Raw genomic sequence first — 19,842 nt, 5'->3', positions numbered from 1 at the left:
AATCTAATCCCTCGCGCTGGGGAATGGATGGGAATCGCCGGATGTAACGGCGCAGAAACACCTGCTATTCCCGTGTGCGGCACCGGCGCTCACAGGGCCAGGAGAGCCCGGCGGACGGCGATGCGCGCCGCCTCCACGCGGATGGCGTTCCGGTCTCCTCCGAGCACCAGCGAGTCCACGCGGGTGCCCAGGGGCGTCGACACCGCGATGTGGACCGTTCCGACGGGCTGCCCGTCGGGAGAGTCCGGTCCGGCGATCCCCGTCGTGGCGATTCCCACTTCCGCTGCAGCACCGTCCTGCCCGAGCACGTCGCGCACGCCGCGAGCCATCTGGCGGGCCACCCGGGGATGAACCGCCCCGTGCGCCTCCAGGAGGGAGGCATCCACGCCGAGGACGCTGCGCTTGAGGTCGGTGGCGTAGGCCACCACTCCCCCGCGCACGACGCGCGAGGCCCCCGGCACGGCGACCAGCGACGAGACCACGAGCCCGCCCGTGAGGGATTCCGCCACGGCGACGGTCCACCCCAGTTCGGCGAGACGCGCGACGAGGCCGGCGGCGCTCTCACGGGGGTTGCTGACGAGGGTCTCCTCGAGCTCCGCGGGGAGGTCGTCCATCACGACGCGGCCCTCCGCGACCGGGCGGCGCGGAGCTCGCTGACGAGATAGTCGATGCCGCTGGCGATCGTGAGGGCGATGGCGATGGTCATCGTGAGGACATTGGCCCACCACACCGTGGCGTCCCAGACGGGCTGGTCGACGAGGGCGGCCAGGGGAAGGAGCGCGAGAGAGAGCGCCACGGCCTGCGCGACGGTCTTGAGTTTGCCCATCCACGCCGCGGCGAGGACGTGGTCGCTCACCACGACGAAGCGGTACACGGTGATGCCGATCTCGCGCACCAGCACGACGATCGTGACCCACCACGGCAGCTCGCCGAGGATCGACAGGCCGACGAACGCGGCGCCGGTGAGCACCTTGTCCGCGATCGGGTCGAGGAGCTTCCCGAGATCGGTGACGATCTCATACCGGCGCGCGAGGTACCCGTCGATGCCGTCTGAGGCGATCGCGACGATGAACAGCACCGCCGCCCACCACCGCAGCGCACCGTCGGCGCCATCGTCGGCCAGCAGCATCCACAGGAAGACGGGCGCGCAGAGGATGCGGACGACCGTGATGACGTTCGGCAGCTGCCGGGGAACAGCCATCAGTCGCGGCCCGTGAGCTGCCAGGCGTCGCCGTCGTCGTCGTCCGCGTCGACGACGGGGAGGCCGGCGAACTGCGCCTCGACCGGGTCGGGGCCGTACCCGTCGGACGCGACGGCCTGGGGTGCGTCATCCCCGCGAAGGCGTGCCAGCACCGAGGGCAGTTGCTCGGCCGTGACCAGCACATCACGGGCCTTGGAGCCCTCGGACGCCCCCACGATCTCTCGCGACTCGAGCAGATCCATGAGGCGCCCCGCCTTCGCGAAGCCGACTCGGAGCTTCCGCTGCAGCATCGAGGTCGAACCGAACTGCGTCGACACGACCAGTTCGGCCGCCGCCAGCAGCAGCTCCAGATCGTCCCCGATGTCGGCGTCGATCTCCTTCTTCTCGGCCGTCGCCGCCACATCGGAGCGGTACTCCGGGCGGGCCTGCTGCGTGACGTGCGCGACGACCTTCTCGATCTCCGACTCGCTCACCCACGCGCCCTGCACACGCAGCGACTTCGACGTCCCCATGGGGAGGAAGAGGGCGTCGCCCTGTCCGATGAGACGATCAGCACCGGGCTGGTCGAGGATGACGCGGGAGTCGGTGACGCTGGTCACGGCGAAGGCCAGGCGGGACGGCACGTTGGCCTTGATGAGTCCGGTGACCACGTCGACCGAGGGCCGCTGGGTGGCGAGCACCAGGTGGATGCCGCTCGCGCGGGCCAGCTGGGTGATGCGCACGATCGAATCCTCGACATCGCGCGGGGCCACCATCATGAGGTCGGCGAGCTCGTCGACGACCACGAGCAGGTACGGGTAGGGCTTGAGGACCCGTTCGCTCCCGGCCGGCAGCTTCAGTTCGCCGGCGACGACGGCCTTGTTGAAGTCGTCGATGTGGCGGAACCCGAACGACGCGAGGTCGTCGTACCGCATGTCCATCTCCTTCACGACCCACTGCAGCGCCTCGGCGGCCTTCTTCGGGTTCGTGATGATGGGCGTGATCAGGTGCGGCACGCCGGCGTACGCGGTGAGCTCGACGCGCTTGGGGTCGACGAGCACCATGCGCACCTCCGACGGCTTGGCGCGCATCAGCAGGCTCGTGATCATGGAGTTGACGAAGCTCGACTTACCCGAACCGGTGGAGCCGGCCACCAGCAGGTGGGGCATCTTCGCGAGGTTGGCCACGACGTAGCCCCCGCCGACGTCCTTGCCCACCCCGATGGTCATGGGATGCGTCGAGGCGGCCGCGTTCTGCGAGCGCAGGACGTCTCCGAGGGTCACGATCTCACGGTCGGTGTTGGGGATCTCCACGCCGATCGCGCTCTTGCCGGGGATGGGGGCGAGGATGCGCACCTCATTGGAGGCGACGGCGTAGGCGATGTTGTTGGTCAGCGCCGTGATGCGCTCGACCTTCACGCCCGGTCCGAGCGAGATCTCGTACTGCGTCACGGTGGGCCCCCGGGAGAACCCGGTGACGCGTGCGTCGACGTTGAACTGCGACAGGACGCTCTCGATGGCCGCGACCACGGCGTCGTTGGCCGCCGAGCGTTCCTTGTGCGGCGTGCCGGCCGAGAGGTGCGCCACGGAGGGCAGCCGGTAGTTCGCCGCAGGCGGGAGACCCTGATTGTCGCCGCCGAGTCCGGAGATGCTCGGCAGCTCTTCGGCGGTGTGGGCGGGAGCGTCGTCGCGCAGCGTCGTGTCTCCGGGGATCGCCCCCGCGAGGGCCCGGTGGTCGAGAACCTCGGTGAGTGCGTCGGGGGTCGGAGGCAGCGGCGGAGGCGGCGGGGTCGGTGTGGGGAAGACCTGTTCGAATCCGCCCTCGGGCACGCCCGGCGTGAGCAGCTCGGTGAGATCCTGCGAGCCGAGGCCGCCGTCGGCGTCCTGCTCCCGCCCTGAGCGATTGCGGCGCCACCATGGCAGGGACGGGTCGGCGTCTTCGCCCTCGTCGGGGGACGCCGCATCCATCTGCTTCGTCTCGGCGCGCATCTCGGCGCGCTGGGCGCGTTCGGCGGGGTCGGCGCCGAACAGCCAGTCGTACAGATCGCCGAGGCGGCGACCGATGCGGTTGGGTGGCGTCTTGGTGAGGATCAGGATGCTCAGCACCGCGACGAGTGCGAGCACCACGGATGCGCCGACGGGAGTGAGGAGCATCGCCAGCGGCTCGCCCACCATCCATCCGAAGAGCCCTCCCGCCGTGCTGAGGACAGGCAGGCCGGCGCTGGGCTGCGGGCGGCCGCCCAGGACATGGCAGAAGCCGGCCACGGTGATCAGGAAGAGCGCGAAACCGATGCCGATGCGGCCGTTGTCGTGCACGGAGGAGGGGTGACGGAAGAGCCATCCCGCCAGCAGGAGCAGCAGCACGGGGAACACGAACGCCTCGCGCCCGATCAGGCCTCCGACGCTGTACGCGCTGATGATCGCGGCGACCTCGGTGCCGATGAGGAACCACTCCACCACGGCACCGGCGGCGGCCAGCAGGACCAGCAGCAACGGGAAGCCGTCGCGGCGCTGATCCTTCTCGAGGGTCTCGGGCCCGAACGCGCGGAAGGCTCCGCCCACCGCGTGGGCCAGGCCCAGCCAGGCGCGGACGATGACCGGCGGCTTCTCCGGTTCTCCGACGTAGCGCTTGGGGGCGGGGGCCGGTTTGCGCGCGCCACCCTTTGCGGACGCGCGGGCGCCGGTCGTCGTGGTGGTGCGGGGCATACTCCCACGGTAGGCCGCCGAGCCGACGTTTGGCCGGATTGACGCGGGAGTCTCAGCGGAGCCGCTTGACCATCGTGCCCCGCCGGGGCGGGACACCGTGTGGACGGGGGCGCCCGGACGGCTCAGCGGAGCCGCTTCACCATCGTGTCGCGTCCGATGCTCGCACGGGTGATCGCGAATCCCTCCGAGCGGTACAGCGTCGAGGCGAAGTTGCCGCGCTCGACACTGAGACTGATCCGAGCGAACCCCTCCGCGCGCGCATGCTCGCAGAGGCCCTGCAGGAGCAGGCGGCCGACGCCGTGGGAGCGCCAGATGGGGCGCACGCCGATGATGAGCTCGGGAACCCCGGTGCCCACGTAGGCGAATCCGGGCTCGCTCCGCGGCAACATCCGGTACCAGGCCGCCCCCACCGGCTCGCCGGCGGGCGACTCGGCCACGGCGCCGGCGTCTCCCGGCCGCATCCACCCGGCGAGGTAGCGCTGATAGTCCGTGCCGGCGAGCACCTCGTGGCGCGGCCGCGCCGCCCCCGGGCGCCAATTGGCGGCCTCCACCACCATGTCCGCGAGGAAGGTCCCATCCGACTGACGGGCCGCGCGGACACGGGGGGCGGGCATGGTTACGCCTCGATCACCAGGGGAACGATCATCGGACGCCGGCGCAGCGTCTGGTTCACCCAGCGACCGATCGTGCGACGGACGACCTGCGACATCGCATGACTGTCGCGGGTACCCGACTGCGCGGCCTCGGCCAGCGCAGCGGCGATCTTCGGCTTCACGCTCTCGAAGACGCCCGCGTCCTCGGCGATGCCGCGGGCGTGGATCTCCGGCCCGCTGATGATCTTCCCCGTCGCCGAGTCGATCACGACGATGACGGAGATGAAGCCCTCTTCACCCAGGATGCGGCGGTCCTTCAGATCGGCCTCGGTGATCTCTCCCACGGAGGAGCCGTCGACGTAGACGAACCCGAGGTCGAGCTGGCCGACGACCTCCGCGAGACCGTTGCGCAGATCCACGACGGTGCCGTTCTCTCCGAGGATCGTGCGCTCGGCCGGGATGCCGGTGTCCTGGGCGAGGCGGGCGTTGGCCATCAGGTGGCGGTATTCGCCGTGCACGGGCAGGACGTTGGCCGGCTTGATGATGTTGTAGCAGTAGATCAGCTCGCCCGCGGCGGCGTGACCGGACACGTGCACCTTCGCGTTGCCCTTGTGCACGACGGTGGCGCCGAGCTTGGTCAACCCGTCGATGACGCGGTACACCGCATTCTCGTTGCCGGGAATGAGGCTCGAGGCGAGGATGACCGTGTCGCCGGGTCCGGGCTCGATCTCATGGTCGTTGTTGGCCATGCGCGAGAGCACCGCCATCGGCTCACCCTGGGATCCGGTCGACATGTAGACGATGCGGTTCTCGGGGAGGTCGCGCGCCTTCTTGTAGTCGATGAGGACGCCGGCGGGAACATGCAGGTAGCCGAGCTCTTCGGCGATCGTCATATTGCGCACCATGCTGCGGCCGAGCAGCGCGACCCGCCGTCCGTGCGCGGCTGCGGCATCCAGAACCTGCTGCACGCGGTGCACGTGGCTGGAGAAGCTCGCGACGATCACGCGGCGCGGCGCCTGGCCGATGACCTGCTCGAGCACCGGGCCGATGCTGCGCTCGGTCGGCGTGAAGCCGGGCACGTCGGCGTTGGTGGAGTCGACGAGGAACAGGTCGACGCCCTCCTCGCCCAGGCGCGCGAAGGCGCGGAGGTCGGTGATGCGGCCGTCCAGCGGCAGCTGGTCCATCTTGAAGTCGCCGGTGGCCAATGCCATCCCGGCGGGCGTGCGGATGGCGACGGCCAGCGCATCGGGGATGGAGTGGTTGACGGCGACGAACTCGAGATCGAACGGTCCGAGACGCTCGCGCTGCCCCTCGGCGACGGTGAGCGTGTACGGCTTGATCCGGTGCTCTTTCAGCTTCGCCTCGACGAGGGCGAGGGTCAGCCCCGACCCCAGGAGCGGGATGTCGCTCTTGAGCCGGAGGAGGTAGGGCACCGCCCCGATGTGGTCTTCGTGCCCGTGGGTGAGCACGACGCCCACGATGTCGTCGAGCCGGTTCTTGATCGGCTCGAAGTCGGGCAGGATCAGGTCGACGCCGGGCTGGTGCTCCTCGGGGAACAGCACACCGCAGTCGACGACGAGGAGCTTGCCCTCGTACTCGAACACGGTCATGTTGCGGCCGACCTCGCCGAGTCCGCCCAGGGGCGTCACTCGGAGCGTCTGGGGGGCCAGCGCGGGCGGTTCATAGACGGTCGTGGGCATCTGTAGCCTCCTCGGGACGGCGAAGCATCCCTTCGTGGGGCTCGCTCAACGCGAGCCCGTTGTCATCGTGTGGTGCCGTGCACCTTCGGCAGCGCGCCACCGGCGGCCGCGTTGCGATCGGGACGGAAGTTCGAGAAGTCGGCGCCGGGGACGTCGCGGACGAGAGCGAGTTCGTCCTCGATGACCGCGGCCTCCCACTCTTCGGGGCCGACGAGGGGAAGCCGGACCCGGGGACTGGTGATGCGTCCCAGGCCATGAAGGATGTACTTCGCCGCGACGGTACCCGGCACGTGCGTCATGACCGCGCGCACGAGCGGTTCCAGCCGCTTGTGCTCGGCGGTGGCCGCTGCGAGATCGCCGCGGTTCACCGCATCCACGATCGCGCGGTAGGGGGCTGCCGCGACGTTGGCGGTCACTCCGATGAGTCCGACGGCACCGATCGACAGGTGCGGGAGGACGTTCGCGTCGTCGCCGGAGAAGTACATGAGATCGGTCTGGTTCAGCACCCGGCTGACCTCGCTGAAGTCGCCCTTGGCATCCTTGATGGCCAGCACGTTCGGGTGCTTCGCGATCCGGAGGATCGTCTCGTAGCGGATGGGAACGCCCGTGCGGCCGGGGATGTCGTAGAGGATCACCGGCAGGTCGGTCGCGTCGGCGACGAGCCGGAAGTGCGTGAGGATGCCCGCCTGAGTGGGCTTGTTGTAGTACGGCGTGACGATCATGATGCCGTCGGCGCCGGCCTTCTCGCTGGCCTTGTACAGCTCGATGGCGTGCGCGGTCTCGTTCGATCCGCCGCCGGTGATGATCTTCGCGCGGCCGGCGGCGACGTCCTTGCCCACCTCGACCAGACGGAGCTTCTCGGGGTCGGTCAGGGTGCTGGTCTCACCGGTGGTGCCGGTCACGACGATGCCGTCGGCGCCCGCCACGATCACGTCGTCCATGTGCTTCTCGACGGCGGGCCAGTCGACCTCGCCGTCGGCCGTCATCGGGGTGACGAGCGCGACGAGCACCTGCCCGAAGGGATTGCCCGAATGCGTCATGTTCTCAGGGTATCGGTCGGCGCGGCGTCGCCGCGGCATCCTGGCGCCCAGGCGTTCGCAGGGGGTTCTGTCGCCCGAGGCTGGCGGGCGGGGCGGGCGGGCGCAGCGGGCGCCGGCGCGGGGGTGGGCGTGCACGTCGGGAGGAGAAGTGCACTCGGGAGGGCCGAATCCGGCACTCACCCCCTCCCCAAGCGACATCTCCTCCGCCAGCGCACAGGTATCGGGAGGTTCGGAGGGGGAGGCCGCGTCAGCGGCCGCGACCGGCGGCCTTGACCACCACGGCGTCGGGCAGGAGACGGGAGGCGGTGACGAGCGCCTTGTATCTGCGGGACGGGATGGAGACCGACCTGCCCCGGCCGAGGTCCCGGAGCGACTCGCGGACGACGTCCGGCGCGTCCAGCCACATCCAGGCCGCGATCCCCTCCTCGCCCGGCGGCAGTCCGAGCCGCTCGTGGAAGTTGGTGTGCACGAAGCCGGGGCAGACGGCCGTCACGGTGACACCCCGGTCGCGGTACTGCACGTTCGCCCACCGGCTGAAGCTGACGAGCCACCGCTTCACGGCGCCGTAGGTGCCCCGCGGGATCAGCCCCGCGACGGACGCGACGTTGAGGATCTTGCCGCTCCCCCGCGCGAGCATGCCGGGCAGCGCCGCGTGCATGAGCCGCATCGGCACCTCGACGTGCAACTGAAGATGCCTCACCTCGTCCTCAATCGGGTTCCGCTCGAACGCCAGCGGCAGGCCGTAGCCGGCGTTGTTCACGAGCAGGTCGATCGGATGCTGCCCATCGGACAGGCGCGCGACCACCGTGTCGCGCTGCTCGGCGTCGAGAAGGTCGGCGACCAGCACCCGGGCCGAAACCCCGTGCGCGTCGCGGACGGAGGTGGCGAGTGCCTCCAGCGCGTTGCGGTCGCGGGCGACCAGCACGAGATCCATCCCCCGCGCGGCCAGCTGTCGCGCGTACTCGGCGCCCAGGCCGGAGCTGGCTCCCGTGATCAGTGCCGTGCGTGCCATCACGGCCAGCCTAGGACCGCCGTTAGCCTGGCGCCATGACGCGCGTGTGGCTGACCGGATGGGAATGGGGATGCTGCGGGGAGCCCTTCCGCGTGGGCGACGCCGTCGACTTCGGCATCGCCTCCCGCACGGGCGATGCGTGGCTTCACGAGCTCCTCGGATCCGACCTCGCCGCAACCGTCGACGCGGTCGAGTCGCACCACGAGAAGGAGTTCCCCGACCGGGTGCGCGGGGTCGTCACGGCCGTGCACGCGGTCGCGATCGGATACGTGGAACGCCGCGAGCTGCGCCGTCCGGGGCACGGCGCGCCCCCGGATGCCGTCGCTCCACGACCGGGCGAGGAGTGGCCGGAAGCTCGGCGACAGGTCGGCGACGGGATCTTCATCGGTACGCGCCCGTCGCGGTACGTGGTCGTCTGCGAACCCGTTCCGGACAGCGCGACCCTTCATCCGGTCGAGGGGGTGCGTCTGGCCGAACCAGAGGGCGGAGCCGTCATACCCACCAGGGACCCTCTGCCGGACCCGTCCCCGGAGCGCCGTCTGCGATCGACGGCCGGATGGCTCGTCGACCTCGAGGCTGACCGCGCGTGACCGGGCATCGGCCGACCGTCACCCGATCCCTTCGGTCACCGTCTCGTTGTACGAGAACTCCAGGTCGAGGTTTCGACCGAAGTAGTGGTCGCGGGTGGTGTCCCTCGCGCCTGCGCACATGGGACCGTCTCCGATGGGTGCTCGTTCGTCTCACGTTGGAGGCCTCGGTACGTCCGGCCCAGACCGCATCGCCAGGGGCGAACGACCGAACAATCGCTGCTGCTCGGCGCGACCCGCCGCTGGTTCCGCCGCTCTGCGCCGCATTCTCCACGCGCGCCGCCGCTCCGACGGGCCATCCGTCCGGGGGGACGAACGACCCTGGTCCGGCCGCGTGCCCCCGGCGTACGCTCGCCACGGGTGCACGGCCGCGGACTCCTCGTCGGCCGTCGCACCTGTGACGACCACCTACTTGTGGCCGCTCGGGAGCTAGACAGGAGATGTCATGAACGCATTCCAGGCCAGCGGTGATCTGACTCCGAGGTTCGCGCGGCCCGGTGAGGCGACCATCGCCGCCCGCCACGTCATCCCCCAGGAGGAGTCCCTCCCCGACACCGCAAAGCAGATCGTCGACGACGAGACGATGCTTGACGGCAACTCCCGCCTCAACCTCGCCACCTTCGTGGGGACCTGGATGGACGAAGACGCCAAGCAGGTGTACGAGGCGTCGTTCGACAAGAACATGATCGACAAGGACGAATACCCGCAGACCGCGGCTATCGAGGACAACTGCTGGCACATGCTGGCGAACCTCTGGAACGCGCCCGACGCCTCCCAGAGCATCGGCACGTCGACGATCGGTTCGTCGGAGGCCTGCATGCTCGGCGGCCTCGCCTTCAAGCGGCGCTGGCAGCAGTCTCGCCGCGTCGCCGGGAAGGACACGTCCAAGCCGAACCTGGTGATGTCATCCGCGGTGCAGGTGTGCTGGGAGAAGTTCTGCAACTACTTCGACGTCGAACCCCGGTTCGTGCCGATCAGCATGGACCACAAGACCCTCGACGGGTACGGGCTCGAGAAGTACGTGGACGAGAACACGATCGGCGTCGTGGCGATCATGGGGGTCACCTACACCGGCATGTACGAGCCGGTCGCCGAGATCGCCAAGGCGCTGGATGACATCGAGGCCACGACCGGCCTCGACATCCCGATCCACGTGGACGGGGCATCCGGGGCGATGATCGCGCCGTTCCTCCAGCCCGACCTCGTCTGGGACTTCCGCCTCGAACGCGTGCACTCGATCAGCACCTCGGGCCACAAGTACGGGTTGGTGTACCCGGGCCTGGGCTGGGTGGTCTGGCGCAACACGCAGTGGCTGCCCGAGGACCTGGTGTTCCAGGTGAGTTACCTCGGCGGGCAGATGCCGACGTTCGCCCTGAACTTCTCCCGCCCCGGCGCACAGGTGCTGCTGCAGTACTACATGTTCCTCCGCCTCGGCTTCGAGGGGTACCGCGCCGTGCAGCAAGCGTCGCAGGACGTCGCGAAGTACCTCGCCAAGGGTATCGCCAAGATCGGCGCCTTCGAGTTGTGGAACGACGGCAGCGACATCCCCGTCTTCGCGTGGTACCTGAAAGACGGGCACACCAAGAACTGGAATCTCTACCATCTGCAGGATCGACTGCGGATGAAGGGCTGGCTCGTGCCGGCGTATCCCATGCCCGATGACCTGAGCGATCTGACGGTGCAGCGCATCGTGGTCCGCAATGGTCTGAGCATGGACTTGGCCGCCGAACTGCTCGAGAGCATCGAGACCGAGACCGCCTACCTCGATGCACTCGAATCGCCCATGCCCGTCGAAGCTCAACACTCCGGTTTCCACCACTAGGCGGCGGAGATGTCGACCAACGCATCGAATCAGACAGCGGATGCTGCCGCGAAGGCCGCGTCCAATCATCCGCTCACGTCCCGCAAAGTCGTCACGAGCTTCCTGGGAGTCGGCCAGCTCGCACTGCTGACGCTCGTGGTCGTGGCGAGCCTGCGTTCGCTCCCCGCGATGGCCGTGTACGGGCTCGGGAGCGTCACCCTTTACATCATCCCCGCCGTCCTCTTCCTCATCCCGACCGCGCTCGTGGCCGCCGAGCTGGCCACAGGGTGGAAAGGCGGTGTCTACGTCTGGGTTCGCGAGGCCTTCGGCAACCGCTGGGGGTTCACGGCGGTCTGGCTCCAGTGGATCCAGAATGTCGTCTGGTACCCGACGCAGATCGCGTTCATCGCCGCGGCGCTGGCGTTCGTGTTCGTCGACCCGTCGCTGGCGAACTCAGGGCTGTTCACCGCGATCGTGATCCTGGTGCTGTACTGGGGGTCGACGCTCATCACGCTGCGCGGCGGCAACCTCTTCGCCAAGCTCGGCTCGTGGGGCGGCATCCTCGGCACGCTCCTGCCGGCCGTGCTGCTCATCGTGTTCGGCTTCATCTGGCTCGGCACCGGCCAGAAGAGCGAGGTGCCGCTGGACGCCTCGGCGATCATCCCGCCGTTCACCGGCATCGCCTCCATCGTGCTGATCGTCTCCAACGTGCTGGCGTACGCGGGCATGGAGGTGAACGCCGTCCACGTCAACCAGATGAAGGATCCCGGCAAGGGGTACCCGCGGTCGGTGCTGCTGGCCTCGATCCTGATCCTTCTGGTGTTCATCCTGCCGACGATCGCCATCTCGATCGCCGTGCCGGAGAAGGAGCTGGGGCTCACCAACGGCATCATGCTCGCCTTCCAGGCCTACTTCGACAAGTGGGATCTCGGATGGGGAACCGCGGTGGTGTCCGCGCTCATCGCGGCCGGCGCGCTCGCATCTGTCATCACGTGGATCGCCGGTCCGTCGAAGGGTCTGCTCGCCGCGGCCGAGACCGGGCTGCTCCCGCCGGCCCTGCAAAAGCGCAATAAGGCGGGGGTCCAGTCCGGCATCCTCATGCTGCAGGGCACCATCGTGACGATCCTGGCGGCGATCTTCGTCGTCGTGCCCAACGTCAGCGCCGCGTTCGTCGCTCTCGTCGACATGGCCGCGGCGATCTACCTCATCATGTACATGCTGATGTTCGCCGCCGCGATCGTCCTGCGCCGCAAGGAACCTGACGTGAAGCGCACCTACCGCGTACCGGCGATGAACCTCGTGGCCGGTGTCGGATTCGTCGGGTGCCTCGCCGCGTTCCTGCTCGCCTTCATCCCCCCTGATGGATTCACGGCGTTCCCACCCGCGGTGTACCCGTGGATCGTGGGTGTGGTCATCGTGGTGCTCGGCGCTCCGCCGCTCGTCTTCTACGCCCTCCGCCGACCTGGATGGGACCGCCGCAGCGAAGCCGACAAGACCAAGCACGGCACCCACGACGAGGATGACGCCCAAGGCAACTCGGAGTCAGGACCCACCGCCTCGGCGGCGCGCCCCCCGACGACGGGATCCGCGCGGGGTACGAACAAGTCGAGCCGGACGCCGGATTAGAAAACCCAGAGCCAGCGAGCCCGTCGTGGTCGTCACGAAGGCGCCCCAGGGTTACCCGCTGCGCACGCCCGCGTGACGAGCCCCGGTTCACGACGCGGACCGCTTGAGAGCAGCGGGCAGGGTGATTCGTCGGTGCTGGAGGCGCCGTGGCTCTCGATCCTCAGCGGAGGCATGCTGGGTGCGCCCGGCTTCCGAACGCCACACCGACGACAGCACGCCCGCGAAGGCGGCCGCCACCCCGGGCACGACGACGCTGAGGGGGGCCGGCATACCACGGCGATGCCCGGCTGGCTCGCAACAGCCGGTGGGTGTGGCGAGGGAGCTGCGAGGGGGTAAAAGCCGCGCATCCATCCCCCGTCCTTCTCGGCCATCGATGGGCCGAACCGCTACTGGATGATGCTGGGTTGGAGGTCGCCCAGGGTGAAGAAGCGGGTCATCCGCGTGACGCCCGCCGTGGCCACGATGGCCGCCACCAACGCCCAGCACAGGACCACCCCCATGTCGGTCCAGACGCGGGAGAGGTCGCCGCCGTACATGACCTGACGCAGCGCGTCCACGACGAACCCCATCGGCAGCACGTGGTGCAGCGCCGCCAACGGCGCAGGCAGGGTTTGCCAGGGGAAGGTGCCCCCCGCCGTCACCAGCTGGAGGACCATGAGGACGAGCCCGAGGAACTGACCCACCGCTCCCAACCAGATGTTCAGGGCGAGGATGATCCAGGTGTACGAAGCCGAGGCGAACACGAGCAAGCCCAGCACCGCCGCCGGGTTGGCGAATCTGAACTGCAGGGCCAGCGCAAGCACGGCGAATAGCCCGACCATCTGCACCGCTCCGAGCAGGGCCGGGGTGGCCCATCCGGCGATCGTCACGCGCACCGGCACCTCCATGGCGCTCACCGCCCGACGCGAGACCGGCTTGACGATGAGGAACAGCGCGTAGATCCCGATCCACGCCGCCAGCGCGGCGAAGAACGGCGCCAGCCCCGCGCCGTAATTCTGCGCGGTGGCGAGCGATGTGGTCTCGATGCGGACCGGCTCGGCCAACGTGGCGCTCTGCTTTTCGCGCGTCGCCTCATCGGCGTCGGGCACCTGTCCGGCGCCGTCCTGCAGCCCGGTGGTGAGCTCGCCCGCACCGGCCGACAACTCGGTGATTCCGGCGGCCAGCTGGTCGATGCCGCCGCGCAGCTCGGTCGCCCCCGATTCCGCTGACCCCAGTCCCCCGGCCAGGCTCGACGCCCCGGCAGCGACCTCCCCCGCCCCGGCCGAGAGGCGGTCGATTCGCGACACCGCACCCTGCACGCGGTCGTTCAGGCTGCGGAGCCGGTCACCCACCGGTTGGAGACGGGCGAGGGCCTGGTCGATCTGATCCGGCGGGAGACCCGCGTCGGTCAGGACCTGGACGAGATCGGCCTGCACCTGCGGAAGGTCGGCAGTGGCCCGCGCGGCCAGCGCGCCCGCGTCGTCCGCGACGCCGTCCAGTTCTCGCACGCCGGCGGCGACCTCCTGCGCTCCCACCGCCAGGCTCTCGCTTCCCTCGCGCAACTGCGCGGTCCCATCGAGGAGTTGCTGCGATCCTGAGCGCAGCTGCTCGGCGCCGGCCCCGGCCGTCGACAGTCCCTCAGAGAGTTGCCCGGCTCCGGACGCGGCCTCCAGCAGTTTGGCGCGGATCTCGGCGAGGCCGCCCAGCACAGCCAACGCCGCCTCATCGATCACCTTCCGGGCGATGACGTTCTGCACCCGCTGGACGGCCTGCGTGCCGATCGAGGAGGCCAAGTAATTGTTGGCGTCGTTCGTGCGCAGTTCGATCGCCGCGCGCTCAGGCGCGGATCCTGTGATCGAGGCGACGGCCTCCGAGAAATCGCGGGGCACGACGATGAGAAACTCGTATCTGCCGTCCCGAAGGCCAGTCTCCCCGGCGCGCTCGCCGACGACGCTCCACTGAAACGTCTTGCTCTTGCGCAGTTCCTCGGAGATCTCGTCGCCGAGATTGCGCTGCTCGCCCTGGATCTGAGCGCCCGCGTCCAGGACGACGATTCCGGCGGGAATGCTCCCGAGCCGCTGGTACGGATCCTGGTTCGCCCACAGATAAAAGCCCCCGTAGAGGATGGGCACACACAGCAGTGCGACGAGGGCGAGGGCCGACATCGGTCTCGACACCAACCGCCGCAACTCGGCGGCCACCATATGGGAGATCTTCACGACGCACCGGTCTGGCCCGCCGCGATCGCCCGCGGCGCCGGGTCGTCGGGCACGCCGATGCGCGCACCCAGGACGAGGCGCGAGGCCTCCCCGGCGATCACGAGCACGGCGAACCGGCGGGCGGCCAACTCGGCCACGAGCGACCACCAGTCGCGAGGATCTGCACCGTGGCGATCGGGTGACACCAGCACCAGTCCGCTGACGTTCTTGCGCAGCACCGCCAGCTCACACAGTATGCGCAGACGCCGTACCGGTTCGAGGTTGCTGACCGGACGGCGGGCGGCGTCGCTCATCCCCTGTTCGCGCAGCCAGCGTCGCGCCGCGACCGGCCCCGAACGCTGACCGGCGAACATCAGCTCCTCCGCAACGACAGCCGCGACGGCCACGTTGGGTTCGGGCGCCGAGATGTCCGGGGCGTCGACGAGGGCCACCATCCGGCGCAATGCACGCGCATCGGGTCGGCCGTCGAGGAGCACCGCGCCGGTGTCCGGTCGCATCCGGCCCGCCGCCAGCAGTCCCAGGACCGTGGGTCGCTGCTCCGTCTCGGCCAGCCCGAACGTCGTCCGCCCGGTTTCGAACTCCACCGTCATGGGCGGGAGTGCATGAGCGCGTTCGTCCTTGCCGACGCCGTCCAGGTGGACGCGCACGGCTCACACCACCTTCAGCACCGTCACGGTTCGGGCGCGGAGTGAGCATGAATCGGCCATGTCCACTCCCTCCGGGCGAGGGCCTCGCCGCTGCTCACTCTCGCCGCGGCGGGAACGAATGACCAGAGACTAAAGACCCAATCGGAGGAAGCGCGTCATGCCGCCGGCGTCACTCAGGGAGCCACGCGGCCGTTCGCGTTGAACGCGGAGTGGGTGAGCGGCATGAGCTCGGTCCACAGGGTTTCCATCTTCTCTGCACACATCTCGATCTCCCGCTGCGGGAAGGACGGGAAGTGAGTGCCCTCGACTTTCGTGCGCAGCGACAGGAAGTTCATCAGCGAGCGCGCGTTCATCGTCACGTACATCGACGAGTAGATGTTCAGCGGCAGCACGATGCGCGCGACCTCGCGGGCGACGCCGGCGGCCAGCATCCGCTGGTACGCCGAGAAGGCGAATTCCGCGGCATCCTTCGTCGCGGTGTCGACGATCGCGTGCTGCTCGGGGGTGCCGGGGAGGAACTCGTAGGCGCCGGGCTTGCCGACCTGAACGAGATTGCGCTCGGGAGCGGGAACGTAGAAGACCGGTCGCAGCTCGCGGTAGCGACCGGATTCCTCGTTGTACGAGGCGATGCGGTGGCGCATGAACTCGCGGAAGACGAAGATCGGCGCCTGCACGTAGAAGGTCATCGAGTTGTGTTCGAAGGGCGAGCCGTGCCGGTCGCGCATGAGGTAGTTGATCAGGCCCCGATCGCGACCGGAGGCCTCGGTGCCGGACTGCGCAGCCTCGAGGGTCTGCTCCCCCTGCGTGGACACGCGGGCGGCGAAGAGCACATCGGCGTCCGACGCGCTGGCTCGCACCAGTTCGACGGTGACGTCACTGCGGAATTCGATCTCGGGGCGGATGTCGGGGTCGGTCACCGTGCCACCCTACTGCGAGCGGCCGACCGCCGATCGTTACGCCCGCCGCGTCATATCGAAAATGGCGGCCCCACCCCGAGCCCCCCGGCGCTAGCCTGGGTCCTGATGACGATCCTCGATGCCATCCTCGCGCTCTCGGTCCTTCTGGCCGCGACCGTCGTGGGCGGGCTCGCGCTCCGCCACCGCGCGGGGCGGGTCCGCCGGCACATCCCCCACGAGATCGTCCAGCCCGAGCGTCTGGGCGCCGACGGACTCGGGGAGAGCGCGACGCTGCTGCAGTTCAGCACCGACATGTGCTCCCGCTGCCCGGGGGTGCACCGCATGCTGTCGTCGGTCGCGGCGGGCCACGACGGTGTGCGCCACCTCGATGTGGACCTCACGCACCGCCCCGACATCGCCAAGCACTTCCACGTCCTGCAGACCCCGACGACGCTCATCCTCGACCGCCACGGCGCCGTGCAGTCGCGGATCGGCGGCGTTCCCGGCCGCGACATGCTCGAACTCGAACTCGCCCGCCTGACCACGGAGGCCGCCCGTGCCTGATGCCGAATCACGCCGGATCGATCCGCGCGGGCCGCGTTTCGGCGCCGCGATCACCGCTGTCCTGCTCGCCGTCGCCCTCGTCCCGGCACTGACGGGCATCTCCACCGCCCGGGCGCCGGAGCAGCTCACGGGAGACTTCGCTTTCGTCAGCGGGGCATGGTCTGTGGCCGTTGCCCCTCTCTCGGCACGCATCCTCGACCCGGGCTTCCTGCTCGTCCTCGTGATCGCGCTGTTGTTCCTGTGGGGCGTCGTGTCGCCCCGCACCGCGCCGTGGGGCGTGCTGTACCGGCGGGCCGTCCAGCCCCGGCTGCGCCCGCCGAGCGACCTCGAAGACCCGCGTCCGCCGCGCTTCGCGCAGGGGGTGGGCCTCTTCGTGACCGGCGTGGGCCTCGTGCTGCATCTGGCCGGCGTGCCGTGGGCGCTGCCGATCGCCGCCGCGATGGCGTTCGTGGCCGCGTTCCTCAACGCCGCCTTCGGGCTGTGCCTGGGCTGCCAGCTGTACCTGCTCCTGCAGCGTGTGGGCATCCTCGGTCGTAGCCGCCCGGCCGCTGCCTGAGCACGCTCGCGGCTACCACGCACACCCGTCGCTGTCGAGACATCCCGTCGCCTGCGGGAGCCGATTAGGCTCGCACCGACGCCGCCGACGCGGCGCCACCGTCGACCCTGGAGGTATTCCATGACCGTCACGAGCGAAGCCAGCACCGCCTGGAAAGGGAGCCTGTTCGAGGGCTCCGGACAGGTGTCCCTCGCCACTTCCGGCACGGGGACGTTCGACGTCAACTGGAAGGCGCGCAGCGAGGGCTCCGCATCCGTCACGACGCCGGAGGAACTGCTCGCCGCGGCCCACTCGGCGTGCTTCAGCATGGCGCTCTCTAACGCGCTGGCCGAGAACGGCACGCCCCCCGAGTCGGTCGATGCCACCGCATCCGTGACGTTCAAGCCGGGCACCGGAATCACCGGGAGCCACCTGAACGTCAACGCGGTGGTTCCGGGCATCGACGCCGAGACCTTCGAGCGCATCGCCGCAGACGCGAAGGCCAACTGCCCTGTCTCGCAGGCCCTCGCGGGCATCGAGATCACCCTCGAGGCAACGCTTGCCTGACACCCGCATCGTCGTCGCGGGCGCTTCCGGGCTCATCGGAAGCGCCCTCGTCGACAGCCTGCGGTCGGACGGCGTGGAGGTCACCACCCTCGTGCGTCGCCCGCCGTCGGCACCCGGTGAGGTCGAATGGCTCACCGGGCCCGAGCCCTTGGACCCCGACGTGCTCGCCGGCGCGGACGCGGTCATCGGGCTCAACGGCGCCACGATCGGCCGGTTCCCCTGGACGGCGGCGTACAAGAGCACGCTCCTGTGGTCGCGCATCACCCCGACCCGCACCCTGGCCACCGCGATCAGGGCGCTGGGCGCGGATGCCCCGGCCTTCCTCAGCGCGTCCGCGGTGGGGTACTACGGCTCGGCGCCCGGCGAGCGGCTGACCGAGCAGTCACTGCGGGGAGAAGGATTCCTCGCCGACTTGTGCGGCGAGTGGGAGGGAGCTGCCCGGGCGGCCGGGCCCCACGCACGCGTCGCGCTCCTGCGGACGGCCCCTCTCGTGCACCCCGACGGGGTGCTCAAGCCGCTCCTGCTGCTCACCCGGCTCGGGCTGTCAGGTCCGATCGGACGGGGAACACAGGTCTGGCCCTGGATCTCGCTCGAGGACGAGGTGCGGGGCATCCGTCATGTCCTGGACGAGAAGATCACCGGTCCCGTGAACCTCACCGGACCCGGGCGCGCCACGTCGAACGACCTCGGCTTCGCGCTCGCCCTGCGGATGAATCGCCCCTACCTTCTGCGGGCGCCCGCCTGGGCCGTGCGTCTGGTGCTCGGCCGGGACGCGACGGAGGCGATCCTCACCTCCGACGCGCACGTCGTCCCCGAGGTGCTCGAGCGGACGGGGTTCACCTTCCGGCACCCGACCGTGGAGTCGGTCATCGACGCCGTGGTGCCGCGCGCGGCGTGATTCCCCCCGCACCGCGGGCATCAGCCGGTGCGCCGGCGCTCGGTCCCCTCGAGGCGGATGGCGCGGCGGATGGACTCGCGGGCGCGACGCCGATCGGATGCGGCGTCGTAGGCCAGTCCGAGCCGGTACCAGGCACGCCAGTCGTCGGGATTCTGCTCCACTCCGGCGCGGTAGTGCGGGAAGACCGCGTCCCCGTCCTCTCGCACCACGCGCCCGCTCGGGCGCATCGCCACGGTGTCTTCGGGGAGCTCCCCGTCGCGGTCCAGGCGGCGTCCCAGCCGGTCGGCCCGCCAGCCGAACCACAGCTCGCGGCCCAGCGCCCACGCCGCCAGCAGGGGAAGCACGATGAGCGCGACACCCAGGGCGACGCCGACCGCGTCACCGCTGGCCAGGAGGAGCCACGCGCGCTGACCGACGAGGACGATGTACAGCAGCAGGACCGCCGCCATCAGGGCGACGCCGATGCGGGCGGTCATACGTTCGTCGAGCGGGCGACCTGGCCGGGCACCGCATCCTCGGCCACCGGAGCACCCTCGCGGGGCGCTTTCGTGCGCACGCCAAGATCGATGAAGCTGTCAAGGCCCACGGTGACGCCGCGCGCCTCCCGCGCCGCCGCCAGGGCGATCCGGATGCCGGGCGCGTAGGCGAGGGCCGGGTCGACGGTGTCGTGCACGATCGTGAGCGATTCTCCGGGCCCGGACAGGACGACCTCCTGCCGCGCGATCACACCCGGCCGGCGCAGCGAGTGGACGGGCACGCTGGCGACCTGCTGCCCGCGGGCGCGCTGATCGACGTGGGGCGATTCGACGGGCCCCACCTCGGCCCGCGCGGCTCCGATCATCTCCGCGGTGCGCACCGCCGTGCCGCTGGGGGAATCGACCTTGGTCTCCCGGTGGGCCTCGATGATCTCGATCGAGGGGAACAGCGGGGCAGCGACCGCGGCCAGGACGCTTCCCACCACCGACCCCAGCGAGAAATTCGGGATGAACAGGGCGCCGGTGCCTGCGGCCTCCACGAGGGGACGGATGAGAGCGATCCGCTCGTTCGACCACCCCGAGGTGCCCACGAGCACGTTGATACCGCGTTCCACTGCCGCTCGCACCACGTCGATCGAGATCGCCGGCGAGGACGCATCCACGACGAGGTCGGCGCCATCCATCTCGCCCAGAGCCGACGTGGACGTGAGGACGGCCGTCACCTCGAAGCCGGGCTCGTCATCGACGACCGCCCGGATGACTCGGCCGAGCTTGCCGGTCCCGCCCACGATGGCCACGCGCGTCGTCATGCCCCCAG

Annotated in this window: 18 protein-coding genes and 2 pseudogenes; 7 read left to right on the top strand and 13 right to left on the bottom strand. The window is 69.9% G+C overall.

Features of this window, described 5'->3' with window-relative positions; all coding sequences use genetic code 11:
* Window positions 1–89: 89 nt before the first annotated feature.
* The 7 genes from AC2DFQ_RS01160 to AC2DFQ_RS01130 form a co-directional block, all read right to left on the bottom strand.
* Window positions 90–614, bottom strand: a complete 525-nt coding sequence (locus AC2DFQ_RS01160) for a CinA family protein (protein ID WP_484533119.1) — start codon at window positions 612–614, stop codon at window positions 90–92.
* Complete coding sequence (pgsA, locus tag AC2DFQ_RS01155) at window positions 614–1,201, bottom strand: CDP-diacylglycerol--glycerol-3-phosphate 3-phosphatidyltransferase (RefSeq protein ID WP_484532683.1); 588 nt, start codon at window positions 1,199–1,201, stop codon at window positions 614–616. Before pgsA ends, AC2DFQ_RS01160 begins: the two co-directional genes overlap by 1 nt.
* Complete coding sequence (locus AC2DFQ_RS01150; RefSeq protein WP_484532682.1) at window positions 1,201–3,885, bottom strand: FtsK/SpoIIIE family DNA translocase; 2,685 nt, start codon at window positions 3,883–3,885, stop codon at window positions 1,201–1,203. Before AC2DFQ_RS01150 ends, pgsA begins: the two co-directional genes overlap by 1 nt.
* A 122-nt stretch (window positions 3,886–4,007) precedes the next feature.
* Complete coding sequence (locus tag AC2DFQ_RS01145) at window positions 4,008–4,499, bottom strand: GNAT family N-acetyltransferase (RefSeq protein WP_484532681.1); 492 nt, start codon at window positions 4,497–4,499, stop codon at window positions 4,008–4,010.
* A gap of 2 nt (window positions 4,500–4,501) precedes the next feature.
* On the bottom strand, window positions 4,502–6,178 hold the full coding sequence (locus tag AC2DFQ_RS01140) for a ribonuclease J (RefSeq protein ID WP_484509668.1): 1,677 nt from the start codon (window positions 6,176–6,178) through the stop codon (window positions 4,502–4,504).
* Between the two features lie 62 nt (window positions 6,179–6,240).
* On the bottom strand, window positions 6,241–7,218 hold the full coding sequence (gene dapA, locus AC2DFQ_RS01135) for a 4-hydroxy-tetrahydrodipicolinate synthase (protein ID WP_484509669.1): 978 nt from the start codon (window positions 7,216–7,218) through the stop codon (window positions 6,241–6,243).
* A 247-nt stretch (window positions 7,219–7,465) separates the two neighbouring features.
* Entirely contained in the window at window positions 7,466–8,230 is a 765-nt protein-coding gene (locus AC2DFQ_RS01130) for an SDR family NAD(P)-dependent oxidoreductase (protein ID WP_484532680.1), read from the bottom strand.
* 35 nt (window positions 8,231–8,265) lie between these two features.
* Between AC2DFQ_RS01130 and AC2DFQ_RS01125 the strand changes: the two genes are divergently transcribed.
* The 3 genes from AC2DFQ_RS01125 to gadC all read left to right on the top strand — a co-directional run bounded on the left by AC2DFQ_RS01125 (window position 8,266) and on the right by gadC (window position 12,244).
* Window positions 8,266–8,820, top strand: a complete 555-nt coding sequence (locus tag AC2DFQ_RS01125) for a DUF6578 domain-containing protein (protein ID WP_484509671.1) — start codon at window positions 8,266–8,268, stop codon at window positions 8,818–8,820.
* A gap of 442 nt (window positions 8,821–9,262) precedes the next feature.
* Window positions 9,263–10,639, top strand: coding sequence for a glutamate decarboxylase (gad, locus tag AC2DFQ_RS01120; protein ID WP_484509672.1), 1,377 nt, complete (start codon window positions 9,263–9,265; stop codon window positions 10,637–10,639).
* 9 nt (window positions 10,640–10,648) lie between these two features.
* The gene (gadC, locus tag AC2DFQ_RS01115) at window positions 10,649–12,244 is read left to right on the top strand and encodes a glutamate/gamma-aminobutyrate antiporter GadC (protein ID WP_484509673.1); all 1,596 of its coding nucleotides are present in this window, start codon (window positions 10,649–10,651) and stop codon (window positions 12,242–12,244) included.
* Window positions 12,245–12,630: 386 nt separating this feature from the next.
* On the opposite strand, the pseudogene AC2DFQ_RS01110 reads toward gadC, so the two are convergent.
* The 4 genes and pseudogenes from AC2DFQ_RS01110 to thyX form a co-directional block, all read right to left on the bottom strand.
* Window positions 12,631–13,245, bottom strand: a pseudogene (locus AC2DFQ_RS01110) (YhgE/Pip family protein); the annotation flags it as partial.
* 120 nt (window positions 13,246–13,365) lie between these two features.
* Window positions 13,366–14,427: pseudogene (locus AC2DFQ_RS01105) on the bottom strand (YhgE/Pip domain-containing protein); the annotation flags it as partial.
* 11 nt (window positions 14,428–14,438) lie between these two features.
* Entirely contained in the window at window positions 14,439–15,032 is a 594-nt protein-coding gene (locus AC2DFQ_RS01100; protein ID WP_484532679.1) for a hypothetical protein, read from the bottom strand.
* 230 nt (window positions 15,033–15,262) lie between these two features.
* A complete protein-coding gene (gene thyX, locus AC2DFQ_RS01095; protein ID WP_484509675.1) occupies window positions 15,263–16,006 on the bottom strand; it encodes an FAD-dependent thymidylate synthase in 744 nt (247 codons plus the stop codon).
* Window positions 16,007–16,111: 105 nt separating this feature from the next.
* Here thyX and AC2DFQ_RS01090 point away from each other — a divergent pair, with 105 nt between their 5' ends.
* The 4 genes from AC2DFQ_RS01090 to AC2DFQ_RS01075 all read left to right on the top strand — a co-directional run bounded on the left by AC2DFQ_RS01090 (window position 16,112) and on the right by AC2DFQ_RS01075 (window position 18,549).
* Entirely contained in the window at window positions 16,112–16,549 is a 438-nt protein-coding gene (locus tag AC2DFQ_RS01090; RefSeq protein WP_484532678.1) for a thioredoxin family protein, read from the top strand.
* Window positions 16,542–17,105 (top strand): DUF4395 domain-containing protein, encoded by a 564-nt coding sequence (locus tag AC2DFQ_RS01085; protein ID WP_484532677.1) that lies wholly within the window; start codon window positions 16,542–16,544, stop codon window positions 17,103–17,105. The genes AC2DFQ_RS01090 and AC2DFQ_RS01085 overlap by 8 nt, the downstream gene beginning before the upstream one ends.
* A 120-nt stretch (window positions 17,106–17,225) precedes the next feature.
* A complete protein-coding gene (locus tag AC2DFQ_RS01080; RefSeq protein WP_484532676.1) occupies window positions 17,226–17,651 on the top strand; it encodes an OsmC family peroxiredoxin in 426 nt (141 codons plus the stop codon).
* Window positions 17,644–18,549: a TIGR01777 family oxidoreductase gene (locus tag AC2DFQ_RS01075; RefSeq protein ID WP_484532675.1), complete on the top strand. Its 906-nt coding sequence runs from the start codon at window positions 17,644–17,646 to the stop codon at window positions 18,547–18,549. The genes AC2DFQ_RS01080 and AC2DFQ_RS01075 overlap by 8 nt, the downstream gene beginning before the upstream one ends.
* Window positions 18,550–18,569: 20 nt before the next feature.
* Here AC2DFQ_RS01075 and AC2DFQ_RS01070 read toward each other — a convergent pair whose 3' ends face one another.
* Window positions 18,570–19,025 (bottom strand): hypothetical protein, encoded by a 456-nt coding sequence (locus AC2DFQ_RS01070; RefSeq protein ID WP_484532674.1) that lies wholly within the window; start codon window positions 19,023–19,025, stop codon window positions 18,570–18,572.
* Complete coding sequence (gene dapB / locus AC2DFQ_RS01065) at window positions 19,022–19,834, bottom strand: 4-hydroxy-tetrahydrodipicolinate reductase (protein ID WP_484509681.1); 813 nt, start codon at window positions 19,832–19,834, stop codon at window positions 19,022–19,024. Before dapB ends, AC2DFQ_RS01070 begins: the two co-directional genes overlap by 4 nt.
* Between the last annotated feature and the right edge of the window lie 8 nt (window positions 19,835–19,842).

The sequence above is a fragment of the Microbacterium sp. Z11_20 genome, assembly GCF_057197605.1.
This window is presented reverse-complemented; position numbering and strand designations above follow the sequence as displayed.